14 protein-coding genes are annotated in these 16,775 nt (G+C 44.4%); 5 read left to right on the top strand and 9 right to left on the bottom strand.

Going from position 1 to position 16,775, the window contains the following annotated elements; translation table 11 throughout:
• Nucleotides 1–104: 104 nt before the first annotated feature.
• On the bottom strand, nt 105–3,581 hold the full coding sequence (gene recC, locus HUO09_RS00600) for an exodeoxyribonuclease V subunit gamma (protein WP_188232698.1): 3,477 nt from the start codon (nt 3,579–3,581) through the stop codon (nt 105–107).
• 191 nt (nt 3,582–3,772) lie between these two features.
• Between recC and HUO09_RS00595 the strand changes: the two genes are divergently transcribed.
• The 3 genes from HUO09_RS00595 to dapD all read left to right on the top strand — a co-directional run bounded on the left by HUO09_RS00595 (nt 3,773) and on the right by dapD (nt 6,358).
• Nucleotides 3,773–4,684 carry a LysR family transcriptional regulator gene (locus HUO09_RS00595; protein ID WP_188233169.1) on the top strand — a complete coding sequence of 304 codons (912 nt, stop codon included), beginning with the start codon at nt 3,773–3,775 and terminating at the stop codon, nt 4,682–4,684.
• Nucleotides 4,685–4,792: 108 nt separating this feature from the next.
• Nucleotides 4,793–5,089, top strand: coding sequence for a YebG family protein (locus tag HUO09_RS00590; protein WP_167413782.1), 297 nt, complete (start codon nt 4,793–4,795; stop codon nt 5,087–5,089).
• A 237-nt stretch (nt 5,090–5,326) separates the two neighbouring features.
• On the top strand, nt 5,327–6,358 hold the full coding sequence (gene dapD / locus HUO09_RS00585; protein ID WP_188232697.1) for a 2,3,4,5-tetrahydropyridine-2,6-dicarboxylate N-succinyltransferase: 1,032 nt from the start codon (nt 5,327–5,329) through the stop codon (nt 6,356–6,358).
• 177 nt (nt 6,359–6,535) lie between these two features.
• On the opposite strand, the gene HUO09_RS00580 is transcribed toward dapD, so the two are convergent.
• From HUO09_RS00580 to rppH, 5 genes are read right to left on the bottom strand one after another with little or no spacing between them, the layout of a single operon-like run.
• Complete coding sequence (locus HUO09_RS00580) at nt 6,536–7,387, bottom strand: thymidylate synthase (RefSeq protein ID WP_167413784.1); 852 nt, start codon at nt 7,385–7,387, stop codon at nt 6,536–6,538.
• 27 nt (nt 7,388–7,414) lie between these two features.
• Entirely contained in the window at nt 7,415–8,233 is an 819-nt protein-coding gene (gene lgt / locus HUO09_RS00575; RefSeq protein ID WP_167413785.1) for a prolipoprotein diacylglyceryl transferase, read from the bottom strand.
• A gap of 35 nt (nt 8,234–8,268) precedes the next feature.
• Nucleotides 8,269–9,063, bottom strand: a complete 795-nt coding sequence (locus HUO09_RS00570; RefSeq protein ID WP_188232696.1) for a sulfite exporter TauE/SafE family protein — start codon at nt 9,061–9,063, stop codon at nt 8,269–8,271.
• A 9-nt stretch (nt 9,064–9,072) separates the two neighbouring features.
• A complete protein-coding gene (ptsP, locus tag HUO09_RS00565) occupies nt 9,073–11,322 on the bottom strand; it encodes a phosphoenolpyruvate--protein phosphotransferase (protein ID WP_167413274.1) in 2,250 nt (749 codons plus the stop codon).
• A gap of 2 nt (nt 11,323–11,324) precedes the next feature.
• Nucleotides 11,325–11,843 carry an RNA pyrophosphohydrolase gene (gene rppH, locus HUO09_RS00560; protein ID WP_042480286.1) on the bottom strand — a complete coding sequence of 173 codons (519 nt, stop codon included), beginning with the start codon at nt 11,841–11,843 and terminating at the stop codon, nt 11,325–11,327.
• A 634-nt stretch (nt 11,844–12,477) separates the two neighbouring features.
• On the opposite strand from rppH, the gene mutH reads away from it, so the two are divergent.
• Nucleotides 12,478–13,143: a DNA mismatch repair endonuclease MutH gene (gene mutH / locus HUO09_RS00555; protein ID WP_167413275.1), complete on the top strand. Its 666-nt coding sequence runs from the start codon at nt 12,478–12,480 to the stop codon at nt 13,141–13,143.
• Between the two features lie 269 nt (nt 13,144–13,412).
• The gene (locus tag HUO09_RS00550; protein WP_188232695.1) at nt 13,413–14,447 is read left to right on the top strand and encodes an NADP(H)-dependent aldo-keto reductase; all 1,035 of its coding nucleotides are present in this window, start codon (nt 13,413–13,415) and stop codon (nt 14,445–14,447) included.
• 40 nt (nt 14,448–14,487) lie between these two features.
• On the opposite strand, the gene HUO09_RS00545 is transcribed toward HUO09_RS00550, so the two are convergent.
• The 3 genes from HUO09_RS00545 to vpsR all read right to left on the bottom strand — a co-directional run bounded on the left by HUO09_RS00545 (nt 14,488) and on the right by vpsR (nt 16,674).
• Nucleotides 14,488–14,739, bottom strand: coding sequence for a DUF1127 domain-containing protein (locus HUO09_RS00545; protein ID WP_167413277.1), 252 nt, complete (start codon nt 14,737–14,739; stop codon nt 14,488–14,490).
• A gap of 153 nt (nt 14,740–14,892) precedes the next feature.
• A complete protein-coding gene (locus HUO09_RS22460; RefSeq protein WP_262926937.1) occupies nt 14,893–15,018 on the bottom strand; it encodes a hypothetical protein in 126 nt (41 codons plus the stop codon).
• A 324-nt stretch (nt 15,019–15,342) separates the two neighbouring features.
• Nucleotides 15,343–16,674 (bottom strand): cyclic-di-GMP-binding transcriptional regulator VpsR, encoded by a 1,332-nt coding sequence (vpsR, locus tag HUO09_RS00540; protein WP_167413278.1) that lies wholly within the window; start codon nt 16,672–16,674, stop codon nt 15,343–15,345.
• Between the last annotated feature and the right edge of the window lie 101 nt (nt 16,675–16,775).

Genomic DNA, 16,775 nt, shown 5'->3' with positions numbered 1-16,775 from the left:
TGCCTGCATTAACACCGAATTATGGTCCCTCTGACCTGTGGCCGTACAGCGAACGCCCTACACCAATAATGATTTTCTGGCGGCCACTTATTCCTGTACTTCTGTTACTCATTTGCACTGCCCACCGCATCAGCACTATCCACTAACTGCAACCTAGGTGCTTGTAGCACTAAGCAGGAAAGCAGCCGTGCCTGCTGCGCGAGTTCGTCATTCCAACTTGGCCAAATTCGTGCGATATACGCGTTATTACCTTCGCCAATTGTGGCGTATCCGTCGTTAAAACATTCGGACATTTTTTTCAAAGATTTCTCTTCATCTTCTACCCATTTGCCACGGCTGAATCCGGCTTCAACACAGGCTAATGCCGTTTTCGGGAAATAGGCGATGGGTGATGTCATTCCCTGATAAAACAGACGGATAAGCTCATCCAGCAACTGTTTGGCCAGCTCGCTGCTTTCAACCGGAGGCAGAATCTGATGCACAACACCTTCTTTGCGATCATAACCAACTAGGTGAGTTTTGCTGACCACGCCCATAGCTGCATGACACAGGTGATCTATCCAAGCTGCCAACAAATCTTGTGACCGAATGGAACCGCTGCGATAACGAACTAAACCGGATTGGAAGCGCTTGGTTAACCATCCTGTCAACTGAACTGGCTTAGACTCTCCCAGTACTAGGCTGGTGATATTGATTTCAAAATCATCCAGCGGTGACTGACATAAGAAGTGAATTTTCTCTAACACCTCTTCGGTTTGAACACGGTTTACTTCAAACTCCAGTTCACCAAAAGCGCCAACAGGCAATTTGCCCTGAGCACGTTGCTGTTGAATAAACTGCTGTAACCTTGCTTCCTTATCCGCTTGAACATCAACACTGAGCAGCACATCAAGCAAACTATCGCGCAGCTGGTAGCTGTTCAAACCATCCAGCGCAAAAGGTTCATCATCTTCCATCACCGCTAATGGCGGTTCAAAAACAACTTTTAAGCGACGATTGAAAAAATACTGCACCGGAAGCCGCCAAAAGCGTTGTAACTCAACCAAATCAAGTTCTAACGGATAACTCACATCCAGCAAATAATCATCCAGCGGTAAATTAAATTCACCACTTGGCGTACCCTGACGCAACGCTGCTGGCAGCCATTCTTTGGCGTAGCTGCCCGCTTCACTTAAGAAAGTTTGTGGACTAAAAGGCACCATAGTGTGAACAGTGGATATCTTATCCACCAGCTTTTTGCCGGAATCATCACTTGGCAGCGCTTCATCACCCGCTAAACAATAGTTTTGCTGGCAGTATTCCAATAACTCACTCACCAGCACTGACGGTACGCGCTCAGTGTTGTCTTGAATTGAGCGGCCAACATAGCTGATATACAGACTTTGCTGCGCAGAAAGCATAGCTTCCAGAAACAGGTATCTGTCGTCATCACGGCGTGAACGGTCGCCTCGTCGAGTCCGACCATTCATCAAATCGAAACCTTCAGGCGGCATAGAACGCGGATATACGCCGTCGTTCATTCCCAACAAGCACACTGCTTTGAAAGGAATCGAACGCATTGGCATCAAGGTACAAAAGTTCACTTGTCCGGCGAGGAAACGCTGACTCACGCGTGTACCCGATAGCTTGTTAGTGAGGTATTCACTGATGATCGCTGGCGCGATGGCTTCATGATAACCCGCATCGGCCAGTTGCTCTTTAAGGGAAACCAAAGTGTCGCGAATGGATTTCAGCGCCATTTCACCATCCAGATCGACAGCGAAGAAATCATCAAGCAGGTTGCTGAGTACTTCTCGCCACTCATCAATCGCTTGGGTTTGAGCCAGCAACGTTCGGTAACGGCTGACCGTTTCAATAAAGTGCGCCAGTTTACCGGCCAACTCAGCGTTCATCCCTTGCACCTCGTTATAAGGTGCGTAAGCCTGTTCGCCATGTTCAAACAATGCAGTCGAAGCAGGCATCGCATAACCCAATAGCATGCGAGAAAGACCAAATTGCCAAGTGTTCTGCTCTGTCTCTGGCAGTTCAAACTCTTGAGCGGTAGTGCCATTCAGGCCCCAGCGAATACCAGACTCTTCCACCCAGCGTTTCGCCAGTTCAAATTCGCTGTTATCCAGCTCAAATCGGCTCATCATGGCTGGCGTTTCCAGTAGTTCTAGCAGCTCAGACGCCAAACAACGTGAGTGCGGCAAATTCACCAACTGGATAAATGCATTTAAGATTGGGCTCTCTTGATTGGCAGTTCGGTCAGAAATCGAATACGGAATAAAACGTTCACCGGGCGCATTACCAAACACCGCTTGAATATAGGGACTGTAAGCGTTGATGTCCGCCACCATCACAATGACATCACGCGGTTTAAGCGTTGGATCGCGGTCAAACATGGCTAGCAGCTCATCATGCAATACTTCCACTTCACGCATAGGGCTATGGCAAGCATGAATGGTTAGAGAACGATCTTGGCTGTTGATGGTCGGTTTGTGAGTGCTGCTGTCAAGAATGTGATCATCTTGATGCTCTTCCAGATGCAAAATGTCGGCTTGCAGCTGTTGCAGTAACGTCTCGCGTGGAATATCGATAAACAGCTCATGCTCTTCATTATCATCTTGAGCCAGCAAGTAAAGGTTATCACGCCCCAATTTTCCCATTGAAGCCAACAAGCTATTGCCTACCGCGCTGTTGATATGCAGCTCATCTTCAGCAACATTGCTTTCAATATCCCCTTTAAGCGGCGATATTTCGCCCGTCACTGAGAGTGTATGTTCATTCAGCGCTAACTGTTTTCGGCGCTGGTTTTCGATTCGAGCCAGATACTTGCGATCTCGAATATCTCCCCAGTAATGCTGGCAAGGGTTGGTAAACATAAGGTGCACATCGATGTGCTCGCCTAACGCTTTTAATGCATCCATATAACGTGGAGGCAAAGAGGAGATACCAAAGATAAACAGCCGTTTGGGCAATTTCTCTACAGGGACATGACCGCTCGCGAGAGCTTCAATAAAGCGTTGATATAAGTTTGCGCGGTGATAGTGCGATTGCTGCTGATGAATGACAGTGTAGTCGTAAAGCTGTTTCCACAATATCGGTTGCCACGGGTGCTCTTCACCAATTTCATCAACCGTTTCGCCCTTCTCCCAAGCTTCAATCCAATCTGGTCGGTACACCAGATAACCATCAAAAATATCAGCAATTTTTTCAGCCAGTTGATAGAGCTTAGACTGGTCAGCATCGTCTTTGAGATAACTTTTCAGTGGTGAGAAAGCGTCCAACTCCAACTGCGTTGGTAACAACTCCATCAGTTTCCAGGTCATTGCCTCTTTGTTAAAAGCACTGCGCTTGGGAACATCAGGTAAAACATGGGTGAACATCTCCCAAATAAAGGTCGCTGGCAGCGGAAAATCAATGTTTGCCGCAACTCCGAGTTCCTGTGCCAAAGCCATTTTCAGCCACTGCGACATCCCCGGACTTTGAACCAAGATTTGTTCTTTCTCAAATGGGTTTTCCAGAGGTGCAGCTTTGATTAAATGCACCAACAAGATTTTTAACGTATCGACTTTATTGGAATGGTAAACAGTAAACACAATTCACTCATGCAGTTCTCACCTAATAGCCGTTGAGATTAGCATAACTACCTGAACATTTATCTAAGCCAATATTCAAAAGGTTAACTATTCCTCACTCTCGCTTTTTACTTCATCAATAAGGTTTTTACTTAATCAGTGTTTAGCAGTAAGTTAAGTTTATTCAGTAGCGTTCAGTTTAGTTAAACAAAATCATGAGCAATATTTCTCTTAAGCAACTCAAAGTGTTTACCACTATCACTCAGCACAAAACCTTGACCACGGCGGCTGAAGCACTGTTTTTGTCCAAGGCAGCGGTTAGTATGGCGCTGTCAGAACTGGAGAAACATATTGGTCATGCTCTGTTTGACCGAGTGAATAACCGGCTGGTGCTTAACCAAGAAGGGCAAAAGCTCTTACCACTTGCCGATGAGTTGCTCAGCCGTTCTAACGCTATCGATCAGCTTTTCGATGGTGATAATTCTTTATCAGGACAACTGCGTATTGGCGCCAGTGACACCATAGGCAACCAAGTCGCTCCCTATCTGCTCAGCCAATTTCGTCAAACATATCAACACCAGCAACAGAGTCTCTTTATTTCTAACTCTGCACTCATTTGCGAAAAACTGGTCGACTACGAATTGGATATTGCTCTGATCGAAGGTAAAACACTGCATCCACAACTGATCTCCACTCAATTTAGCCAAGATGAAATGTGCATAGTTTGCTCACCTTCTCACCCTTTAGCAGAGCAAGAAAAAGTCACCTTACGAGATTTTGAACAAAGTGAATGGATGTTACGAGAGGCGGGTTCGGGCTCAAGAGAGTTCTTTTTAAGAGCCGTTGCGCCTCGTATTGAACATTGGCAGGAAGCCTTTCAGCTAAACACCACCGAAGCGATTATTAACTGTGTTTCGGCGGGATTAGGCTTTGGCTGTTTATCCAAACTGGCGGCGCAAACCGCGGTAAATGATGGTCGAATCAAGATACTCAATGTGCCTTTGGATATGAAAAGACGTTTCTGGCTACTGGTACACAAAGAGAAATACCAAAGCCCACTGCTCAAACACTTCATCGAGTTCTGTCATCAGTGGCACACGAGTTCAGGCAAAGAAAATAACTAAGAGAAACCGCTTGATTGAAGTATCAGCTTTGTTGTCCTCGTCTGGACATTTCATTATTAAAACTGTATAAACAGACAGTAATTCAAACACCAATTTAGAGGAAGGACCATGGCTGTCATCGTTAAGTACGTGGTGGAACGCAACGGAGAAGAGAAAATGACTTTTACCTCGAAAGCCGAAGCTGACGCTTATGACAAAATGCTGGATATGGCGGACGAGCTGTTCGAACTAATCGGTAAAAGTGAACTGATTGAAGATGAAGCGAAAACCGAAGAACTGGCAATGTTCTTAGCTCAGAACAAAGAAGACGTTCTTATCGCTTTAGGCGCAAAACGCAAACCAACACCAGCAGCAAAAAAACCAAAAGCGGTGAAAACGGAAGATGCCGTTGACGACGCTGCCTAAGCTTCGTTTGATTAAGTTTGTTTTGAGAACCGCTGCCTAGTCAGCGGTTTTTTATTCCATTTAGAGAGATATATCTCCAAAAAGACAAAAGGTATCGTTCTACGGACGTATTGCTTTTTTACTCTTTTATCACTGAAAAACTCTCTTTATGATGACCATCAACAGATTATTAATGCAGAGACTTAGCTCAACAGGTTGTCTGTATACACCTCATTGAAAATAATACGGAGAGCAAACATGGCGTATTTTGCACTTGGCTTTGGTACGGCAACAAAAAACCGTGATGGAAAAATTATCGAAGCATACTTCCCTGCACCGATTCTAAACCCTAGCGATGCATTAGTGGCTGGCGTAGCAGCTATCGCGGGTTACACAGACGGTAACCAAGCAATTGAAATTTCTGCTGAACAAAGCGCGCAGCTAGCGAAAACATTTGCTGACAACGACCAAGCAGTTAACGCTTCATTTGCAGAAAAAGCGGCTAACTCAGCACAACCTCTAGTACTTGTCGTACTAGCCGCAGATGAAAAACCTCAATCTGTATCTGAAGGCTTCCTTAAACTGCAATTGATTTCAAACCGCCTAGTACTGCCACACGGCACAGTTCTCGACGGTATTTTTGGTCTGCTGCACAACATCGCATGGACCAACGAAGGTCCGATTGATCTGCCAGAACTGACTGAGCGCCAAATCGAAGCTCGTCTAGCAGGCCGCGCTCTTACTGTCGATTGCGTCGATAAGTTCCCTAAAATGGTCGACTACGTTGTTCCTGCGGGCATCCGTATTGCTGATACTTCTCGTGTACGTCTTGGCGCACACGTGGGTGAAGGCACAACGGTTATGCACGAAGGCTTCATCAACTTCAACGCGGGTACTACTGGCGTAAGCATGGTTGAAGGCCGTATCTCTGCGGGTGTTCTAGTCGGTAACGGTTCTGACATCGGCGGCGGCGCATCTATCATGGGTACGCTTTCTGGTGGCGGTACAGTAGTAGTTTCTATCGGTGAAAACTCACTTCTAGGCGCAAACTCAGGTTTAGGTTTCCCTCTAGGTGACCGTTGTACTGTTGAGTCAGGTCTTTACGTAACAGCAGGTACAAAAGTACAGATGCTGGATAAAGAAGGTAACAAAGTAGAAATCGTGAAAGCACGTGATCTAGCTGGCGTATCAGACCTTCTCTTCCGTCGTAACTCGCAAACGGGGCAGGTTGAGTGTCTGGCTAACAAGTCTGCAGTTGAACTGAACAGCGAACTTCACAGCAACAACTAATCCGTTGCTCTGAGATCGAAAAAGGCGCATTAAGCGCCTTTTTTAATACCCAAACTACTTGAAGTTGCAGGTAGGCGGCAAGTGAATGAATCCCCATGACCACAAATTACCATGCGTGATTGGGGTGAACGAACGTAGCCAACACCGCTGCAGCTTTAAGTAGGAAGGGATCGTTATTTAAACCGAAAACGGATACTGGATTGGGTCGTGGAACTCGTAACCCGTCACTTCAAAATCATCCAAAGTTACCCACGTTTCCAAATCTTCCAGTGACTTAATCTCTGGGTTGATATGGAATTTAGGTGCAGCCAGAGGCTCACGCTTTAACTGGACATCTCTCATCAAGGCTAATTGGTCTTCATAGATGTGCGCATTCACAATCTTATGGAACGCCTGCCCCGGTTTCTTACCCGTAATCTGCGCCATCACAGCGAGGAAGACATAAACCTGAACCATGTTGAAGTTCAAACCAAGCGGGACATCGCATGAACGTTGCGTGCTATTCAGATACAGAGTGTCACCTAGCAAAGAGAAGTGATGGCTGTACATACAAGGGCGCAAGCAGCCCATATGGAACTCACCCGGGTTGTAGAAATTCAGAATCTCACCGCGATCATCCACACCACGAGTTAAGTCATCTACGATTTTCTTAAGTTGGTCGATATGACCGCCCTCAGGTTTTGCCCACGCACGACCTTGAACGCCATAAACTCGTCCCATGTCATCTTCACCTTTACGGTAAGGATTGTTGAGCCAAGCTTCATTCAGGTTTGCATTAGCATCCCAAGTTTTGGTGCCTAACTTGCGGAAATCTTCCGCGTTATCATAACCGCGGATATAGCCAAGCAGTTCAGCAACTGCGGCTTTCCAGAAACTCTTACGAGTAGTGACCAGTGGGAACTGATTATTGGCAACATCGTAAGTTAAATCAGCATTAATAACGGTAAGACAACGTTTACCAGTGCGTTCATTTTCAATCCAAACGCCTTCATCAACGATTCTCTGGCAGAGATCCAAATACTGTTTCACAAAATACCCTTACTTTGATTTTTTAACTTACTTATTCACAACGCTGTCTTTGTATAGGCCACGCTTGTACGCCCACACCATCATCAGTACGCCCAAAATCACCATAGGAAGTGATAGCAACTGACCCATTGATATTACGCCACCGAGTAGAAGGCCAAGCTGAGCATCAGGCTCACGCACATACTCAACGAGGAAACGGAATGTACCATATCCAGCTAAGAATAGCCCTGAAACTGAACCAAGCGGACGTGGTTTCTTGATAAACCAGTTAAGAATAAAGAACAGTACTACACCTTCAAGAGCCATCTCATAAAGCTGAGAAGGATGTCGAGGTAGCGGACCACCATTAGGGAAGACAAACGCCCAAGGCACATCGGTCACACGCCCCCAAAGTTCGCTGTTCATGAAGTTACCTAAGCGTCCCATACCCAATCCAAAAGGAACAAGAGGAGCAACAAAGTCGGCTACACCAAAGAAAGTACGACCATTTTTTCTCGCATACCAAACCATGGCAGAAATGACACCGAGCAAGCCGCCATGGAAAGACATACCGCCCGTCCAGACTTTAAATAGGTAAAGTGGGTCAGCTAAGAACATGTCAAAGTTGTAGAACACAACGTAGCCCACACGGCCACCGATAATGACCCCTAAGAATCCTGCAAACAACAAATCGGATACTTGTTCACGATTCCAAACACCGTCAGAGCGATCTGCACGACGGTTGGCAAGCCACATTGCGAACAAGAAACCGACCAGATACATCATTCCATACCAGCGTATAGAAATAGGGCCGATGGCGACCAGAACGGGGTCAATATTTGGGAACTGAAGATAACCCTGAGACATAAAATACGTTCTCTTCTACTTAATGAAAAAAGGAATTACTGAACCAGCATGGTTACAGCAACAAACATAAGAAATACAGCAAAAATTCGTTTCAACGACGCCGTTGGGAGTTGGGTTGATAGTTTCGCACCAATTCGAGTAGTCATCATTGAAGTTGCCGCTATGGCAACCAAGGCAGGTAAATAGACATAACCCCAGCTGTAGTCAGGTAAGTCAGCTACTTGATATCCGTTGACAACAAAACCGAGCATACCGGATACCGCAATGCCAAAACCGCACACGGCGGATGAACCGACCGCTTTTCGCATTTCCACCCCGTGACGATTCAAGAATGGTACTGAAAGCGAACCGCCACCCACACCAACGAGGCTAGAAACAATACCAATGCCACCACCACACAACGCTGTTATCACCGCATTCGGCATAGGATGATGGGAAAGGACTTTGATCGACCGAAACATTTGCCAAGCCAACATCATCACAATGATGCTGAATACTTTAGGAAGATATTGATTTGGAATCCAATCAGCGACGGTCGCCCCAAAATAGCCACCAAACAGGACACCTGGCATTAACCATTTGACAGCGAACATATCTACGTTGCCAAGTTTAAGGTGACTCAGCGCCGAAGAGAAAGAGGTTAGAATAATGGTGGCCAATGAGGTGGCTAATGCCATATGCATCAATAAATCGGAAGAAATACCGGCCTTGGGTAAGAGAAAAACCAATGCAGGAACAACAACTAAACCGCCGCCAATTCCCAGTAGACCAGCAAGCACGCCAACAACAGACCCTAACACCAGTAATAGAGCCAGTAATTCGAAATTCACATTTAATTCCTATTTCTTGCCAGCGCGGATAAAACCTGCAAGCCCTTGTTCTTCAATATAACTTAGCATCATATTATAAATATCTTTGCCGTAAGGCTGCATCAACGCTTTGTCAGCAAGTTCGACTAATTGTGACATTTTTGCATTTCGTACAAGGTATTTGACCTTGGCAACGTTAGAGGTGTTCATACTCAGTGTGGTGTAGCCTAAACCGATAAGCAGCATAGAACCTATCGGGTCACCTGCTAATTCACCACAAACACACACAGGAATATTATATGTGGTACAGATTTGCTGAATTTGCTTAAGCGCCATTACAACAGCCGGATGCATTGATTCATAGACATCAGCAACGCGCGAATTGTTCCGGTCGACTGCCAATAAATATTGAGTCAAATCGTTGGTACCAACTGAAACAAAATCAATTTTATCCGCAATCAGAGGAAGTAAATACAGCATTGATGGTACTTCCACCATGATGCCGATTTCAGGCATCACTATGCCCGGATCTAACTTCACCGCTTCACTATATGCTTGATGAATCAACTCGAGTGAATCATCTAACTCAGTGGTGCTAGAAATCATCGGCAGCAAAATACTGAGGTTATTGTGCGCTTTACTGGCGCGCATCATTGCTCTCAATTGAATAAGGAAAATATCAGGGTGATCTAAGGTGAAGCGAATACCTCGCCAGCCGAGAAACGGGTTGTCTTCCTCAATAGGTAAATAAGGAAGCGGTTTATCACCTCCGACATCTAATGTACGCATCACTACCCGTTTATCAGGATAAGCATTAAGTACACTGCCGTACTGCTGGATTTGCTCCTCTTCTGAAGGGAAGCGATGTTGCAGCAAGAATGAAAATTCAGTTCGGTATAACCCGACGCCATCAACCCCTTTGTTGATCGCAATATTAGTATCGGCACTGAGGCCTGAGTTCAACATCAACTCGATGTGGGAACCATCTTGAGTGATCGCAGGTTGATCAATGACGTCATTGACCATTTTCGACAGTTCAGTCTCTTCATTCGCCAACGCTCGATATTCAGAGAGAATCGACTTCGCTGGTGAAATAAAGACTTTGCCACTGTAACCATCAACAATACCCGTTTTACCGTTGATGTCTTTCAGGTTTACAGACACGCCCATAACCGCAGGAATGCCTAACGCCCGAGACAAAATAGCAGCATGAGAGTTAGCCGCGCCCTCAATAGAGACAACCGCTAATAATTTGTCTTTAGGTAGCGCAGCCAGAATGGTTGCTGTTAGCTCTCGCACCACCAAAATGATGGGTTGTTCTAACTGATGTTGTTCCTGCTCAGTGTTGTGCAAGAAGAATAATAGACGTTGCCCCAACTCACGAATGTCTTGCGCTCGTTCACGAAGATACACATCTGACATGCGAGCAAATCGGTTGGAATAACTTTCCACCACTTGCCGTAACGCCCAGTCAGCACGATCACCCTTTTGAATCTGAGTTTTCAGATCCTTGCGCAACATAGGGTCATTCAAAAGGTGAGTAAACAGATCGAAGATCGCTAGCGCTTCTTTGTTGATATCACTATCGAGCTTTTTACGCATTTTGCGAAAATCGCCTAACGCACTCTCTATCGCTAGCGCTAACCACTCTTGTTCACGATCGATATCTAGTGTCGATGCAGGATACACTTCGGAAAGTTGAGGTTGTGTGTCATCCCACCAAAACTCGCCAATCGCAACCCCTGAAGAGGCCGCAACACCAGAGATCGAATGTTGCTTCTTCTTTGACAGCAACCACTGCCCTTGAGTTTGAGCATGAGCAATAATGACCGCAAGCTGAGCAGCCAATGTAACAAGGAAAGAAACTTCCATCTCGCTAAAAGAGCGAGGAGACTTTTGCTGAACAACCAGTACACCAAGTACTTGTTTGCGGTAAATAATTGGAGTGCCAAGGAAAGAGTGGTAAACCTCTTCCCCCAGTTGTTTGAAGTATTTGAAATTTGGGTGCTTAGACGCTTCTGCTAAGTTAATCGGTTCCGCTGAACGTTTGACTAAACCCACCAGACCTTCTTCGAAGCCGATATGAATTTTATCGCCTTTGAACTTCAAGCCTTGAGTCGCCATCAGTTCTAAACGTTGCATTTCCTCATTAGCAAGATAGACAGTGCAGCACTCTGTTGCCATAGCGCTGCACGTTTGCTTTACAAAGATATCTAACGCCTGATTGACATTCTCTACCTTTGAAACTTGTTCAACTATCTCCCTTAGCTGAGAAAGCATGTCTATCCTCTTCGATTTTTGCGTTTACCTTTAACTTTCCGTTCTCTAAACGGCATCGCTAATGAAGCAAATTCCTTCATTGCACGACGATATACATCACGCTTAAAAGACACCACTTGTCTCACTGGGTACCAGTAACTCACCCAGCGCCAACCATCAAATTCAGGGGAACTGCCACGTTGCATGTTAATCTTCGATTCATCACTTTCCAAACGTAGCAAGAACCATTTCTGTTTTTGTCCAATACAGACAGGTTGAGAATCCCAACGAACTAGGCGCTTTGGTAGTTTGTATCTTAACCAATGACGGCTTGTCGCAATGATTTTCACATCTTTCTTTGTTAACCCAACCTCTTCGTAAAGCTCTCTGAACAAAGCTTGTTCAGGAGTCTCACCTTCATCGATTCCCCCTTGAGGAAACTGCCATGAATGCTGTCCGTATCGTTTCGCCCAGAATACCTGACCATGGTTGTTACAAATCACAATACCTACATTGAGTCGGTAACCATCGCCATCTATCACTGGCAAACCTCTAGTAAAATCTGTAATTGTTCTGATTTTTCCACATATCCCCAATATGAGCAAACTTACTAGTGTGATTCACACGAGATTTATCGCCGACAACCCCTCAATAGGATGGTTTTTAGTCAAAAAACAAGTTATCAACAAAAGAATGGGAGCTAGACCACATTTATTCACGATTTCTGTGAATAACCATGTGAAGAAGACAAGGAACTGTGTAAAAAAAACATAAACACGATAAATACCTTGCAAAGAAACAATGCATAAAAACCAAATTAATTCTTAATAAACATAAAGTTAAATTAAAAATTCAGATAACCAGCTAAAAATAGTAATCATTCTATTTTTTGATCACTTAAGCAGGTTAAAGATCAACCAATCTCACTGTTATCCACACAGCCAAAAAAAAATAGCTGAAAATAACGCCAGAATAGTGGTAAATGACTGTACAAACCCCTGTTTATTCATACATGAACGTATTATTTCACCGTTTCAAATGTATTTTTTGTGGATAACTTGAGAAAAGATCATAATTTACTCACTATGTTCATTCTTCCACCAAGATCCTTTATCACCATATTTTTGCTACAATCGCCGTTTTCATCATCAAAATCAGATTATTCAAACTCGGGCTATGAAACCAGAACCAAAAAGCGAACAAGAGCTATTAGAAAGAGCTTGGCAAATAGCAGGAATGAACTTTCAGCAGTTAGCAGATGAAGCGAACATGGTTGTTCCCCCTGATCTTAAAAAGGATAAAGGCTGGGTTGGGCAATTGCTGGAGTGGCATTTAGGCGCAAGTGCAGGGAGTAAGCCGCAACAAGACTTTGAAGATCTTGGTATTGAACTGAAAAGTATCCCTATCAGTTATAGCGGCAAACCATTAGAAACAACCTTCGTTTGCGTTGCTCCCCTAACCGGAGTTCACGGACTCACTTGGGAAAACAGTCACGTGAGAAACAAACTGTCTCGCGTGCTTTGGATTCCTGTCGAAGGAGAGCGTGAAATTCCATTGGCACAAAGGCGAGTAGGTTCTCCGCTCATTTGGAGTCCATCAGCGGAAGAAGAAGCCCAACTTAAAGCCGATTGGGAAGAGTTAATGGAATATATTGTGTTGGGTAATGTTTCGCAAATCACAGCTAAGCACGGAGAAGTACTGCAACTTCGCCCAAAGGCTGCCAACGGCCGAGTATTAACCGAAGCTTACGGAGCGAATGGCAAGCCAATTCGTACTCTTCCAAGAGGGTTTTATCTTCGAACCCAATTTACTGCTGAAATCCTACAAAACTACTACGCATGATGTTAGATCAATCAGGCTCTATATTTCGAATGTCTGCAGGTATACCCACTTACAGCTGCCATTCTCTTTCGTGAACAAATAATCTCTTCGGCCTATTTATTCCTTATTTAGGTAAGTGATAAATAAAATTCATTTCCGTTTCGACTCATTATTCGCTTATAGTAAAAATCATCATATAAAAAGCTGTTTTAAATTCAGTTCTCTAGCCAACAAATTGGCTTAACCGAGAGTGAAAAAACAGCGAATTTCGAGTTAGACAAGGAAGTGCTATGCAATATACCAAACTGCCACACTCAACCTTAGAAGTGAGTAAACTCTGTTTAGGTACAATGACATTTGGCGAACAGAACACTCAATCAGAAGCGTTTAGCCAACTAGATTATGCTCTAGAACGTGGTATTAACTTTATCGATACCGCTGAAATGTACCCTGTACCAGCAACGCTGGAAACTCAGGGGAAAACCGAAGAGTTCATTGGCAACTGGATTGAAAAATCAGGCAAGCGAGAGAAAATAGTACTCGCCTCAAAAGTGTCTGGTCCAAATAGAAATGCACCGATTCGTGAGAATATGGCGCTCGATCATCGCAACATTCATCAAGCCATTAATGACAGCCTTTCTCGCCTAAAAACCGATTACATCGATTTATACCAACTGCATTGGCCTCAACGCCAAACCAATATGTTTGGACAACTCAACTACCCTTATCCAGACAGTCAGGAAGAAGTGACCTTAATTGAAAGCTTAGAAGCTTTGAATGACTTAGTTCGCATGGGGAAAGTACGTTATATCGGTGTATCTAATGAAACACCATGGGGACTGATGACCTACCTGCGCTTAGCAGAAAAACACGATTTGCCTCGTATGGTCACCATCCAAAACCCATACAGCCTATTAAACCGTTCGTTTGAAGTGGGTCTTTCTGAAATCAGCCACTTTGAAGGTGTTAAGCTGCTGGCTTATTCACCATTAGCTTTTGGCGCACTAAGTGGAAAATATTTGAATGATGCTCGACCAAAAGGCGCTCGTTGCAGCCTGTTTGAGCGTTTCCAACGCTACTTCACACCGCAAGGTGTCAAAGCGACAGAAGCTTACGTGAACTTGGCTAGAGAGTTCGGCCTAGATCCGGCACAAATGGCCCTGGCGTTTGTTAATCAGCGGCCATTTGTCGCTTCGACCATTCTCGGAGCGACAAACTTGGAACAATTAAAAGCAAATATTGATAGTTTGGATATTGAACTAAGCGAAGAACTGCTGCTTAAAATTCAAGAGATTGGTACTACCTATTCCAATCCATGTCCTTAACAAGTCATCGGGGGCTAGAGCAGTAACTAGCCCCCTTGTATCACGTCGGTATTCGCAAACTTAAAACACGACGAATATGACGTACGTGGCGCTCAGCTTTGGCTTCAATAGGGACACTCACACCAATCGGACGACCGTCAGATTGCAAACCAATATCTTTCAAAAGATGAACATTATGCCAAGGTAAGTCATAGCGGCTACGGCGTATTTTTCGCTTCCACTCTCTTTCTTCTCGACGTAAATCAGCGCGAACTAAAAGTGTTGCTAGTTTTATATAAAATGAGTGACTCATGGTATTTCTCCAGTTGGTTAAAGTACTTGATTAACAAGTAGACTGAGAGAAATAGCGACTAAGTTAGAAAGCATCGTTGAGACGCAATAAAGGCAGGACTACCTCTAAACTTCGCTGCTATTTCCGCAGCCTGATTTAGAGGTTACGGATTAACTAAATATCTTTGCCTTGTTTGCTGATTTTTCGGTCAGCGATGAACGCAGCCATATCCGCACCAATGATGGCGGTATTGGACGCATTAAGGGCGCAAACAGTATGAACAGATACGAAATGTTTCATGATGCGCCTCCAAGCAAAGTAGTTAATCCAAAAGTTAGTAATTTCAGTAAGCTAGGCTTACGGTTAAATAGTATGCAACTCAGATAATAATTCAACCCCGAAACATTAAAAAAACACAAAATAAAACCATTCATCTATTCACGATACAAATGCGACAAGAAGAATGAAACATTTCAATAACATTGGGCTAATGTGAAGAATTATTAACCAAAAAAAGAGACCACCGACTGGTGACCTCTTCTTTATTCATCAATTACAGCCCTATGATCCTGCGATTAAGATGCTGAATACTGGTATTTCTTGCCAATAAGCAGGAAAAGCCGATCAATAAGTGCTGTCCGTGATTAAGTTGTGTTTATTGAGCAGGCGATACATAGTGGCTCGTGACACTCCCAGCTCCTTCGCGGCAACAGACACTTGTCCAGAATACGATTCCAACACAAGTAACAGAGCATCGCGCTCTGAACGCTCTCGAATACTCTTCAGACTACGTTTTCCGTCACTACGCTTAGGAAGCTCAAGATGAGACTCTTCGAGCACTACCGTATCCGACATCAATACCACGCGTTTAATCTGGTTCATCAGTTCACGAACATTACCCGGCCAATGATAGCGAGTTAAAGCACGTGTCGCGTCTTCTGAGAAGCTTCTGGCTTGCGCGTTATACTCTTTCGAATACTGTTGTAAGAAATGACGAGCTAAGATGGCAATATCCCCTGCCCGCTCTTTCAAGCTAGGAACGTTGATACGCAGAACATTAATATAGTGATAGAGCTCCTCATTAAAGTTGCCATCTATCAGTGCTTTCTCAATGTCAGAAGAGTTTGCAGAAAGAATACGAACATCCACTTCTTTCACTCCATCTGGCGTTTCTACTGTACCCTCTTGCAAAAAGCGCAATAGATTCAATTGCTGACTTTTCGGTAGTGTCAGAATGTCATTAAGCAGTACGGTTCCACCGTCAGCCTGTAACAATATGGGTGGTTCGCTACCATCATTGCCAATACCAAACAGCTCGCTTTCAATTCGGCTTTCAGGCATAGCGCGGCAGTTTACTGACAAAAATGGTTTTTGCGCGCGTGCCGACGTTTTATGCACAGCTCTCGCCACCGTCTCTTTACCCGTTCCGCTTTCACCATAAATCAGAATGCTGACATCGGTAGGACCAATACGCTTAATTTGATCTCGTAGACGTTTAACTGGAATAGAATCGCCAATTAAGCCCATATCACTATTTGAGCCATAATAAGGCCATACTTTTTTTTCCAACTTCAACATACCAAGCTGGTGACCAATAGTACTTAACAGCTGTGTATCAGGAATTGGAGCGGTAAAAAAGTCGATGCAGAAGTTCACAATAAACTGGCAGATAGTATCAGAGCTAAGTTGAGACTCTCGAATAAATGCCAACCAACGAACTTGCTTATGATTACTCACTAAATTTGCGATGCCATTTAAACTGAACTCATCGTGACACAAGTCAACAATACCAATACAAGGCCCAGTTTCAGCAAACAGAGTATCAGCCTGACGAAGATCTGCACACTGCGTGCACTTCCAGCCAACTTGTTCTAAAACAGAAAGCCATGGTTCGTATGTGCCACCAACAACTATCAACGACCCCGGAACCGAGTCCATACGGAACTGATTAGCCATGAACTTATCCTTATTATTTAAATTCTTGGTGTGCCACTGCTATTTATGCTCAGGCAACTGACGATACAGTAACTAGACTTAAGACATTAGTCTGTCTCATA

The organism is Vibrio sp. Y2-5, assembly GCF_014596725.1.
Classification (GTDB): Bacteria; Pseudomonadota; Gammaproteobacteria; order Enterobacterales; family Vibrionaceae; genus Vibrio.
This window is presented reverse-complemented; position numbering and strand designations above follow the sequence as displayed.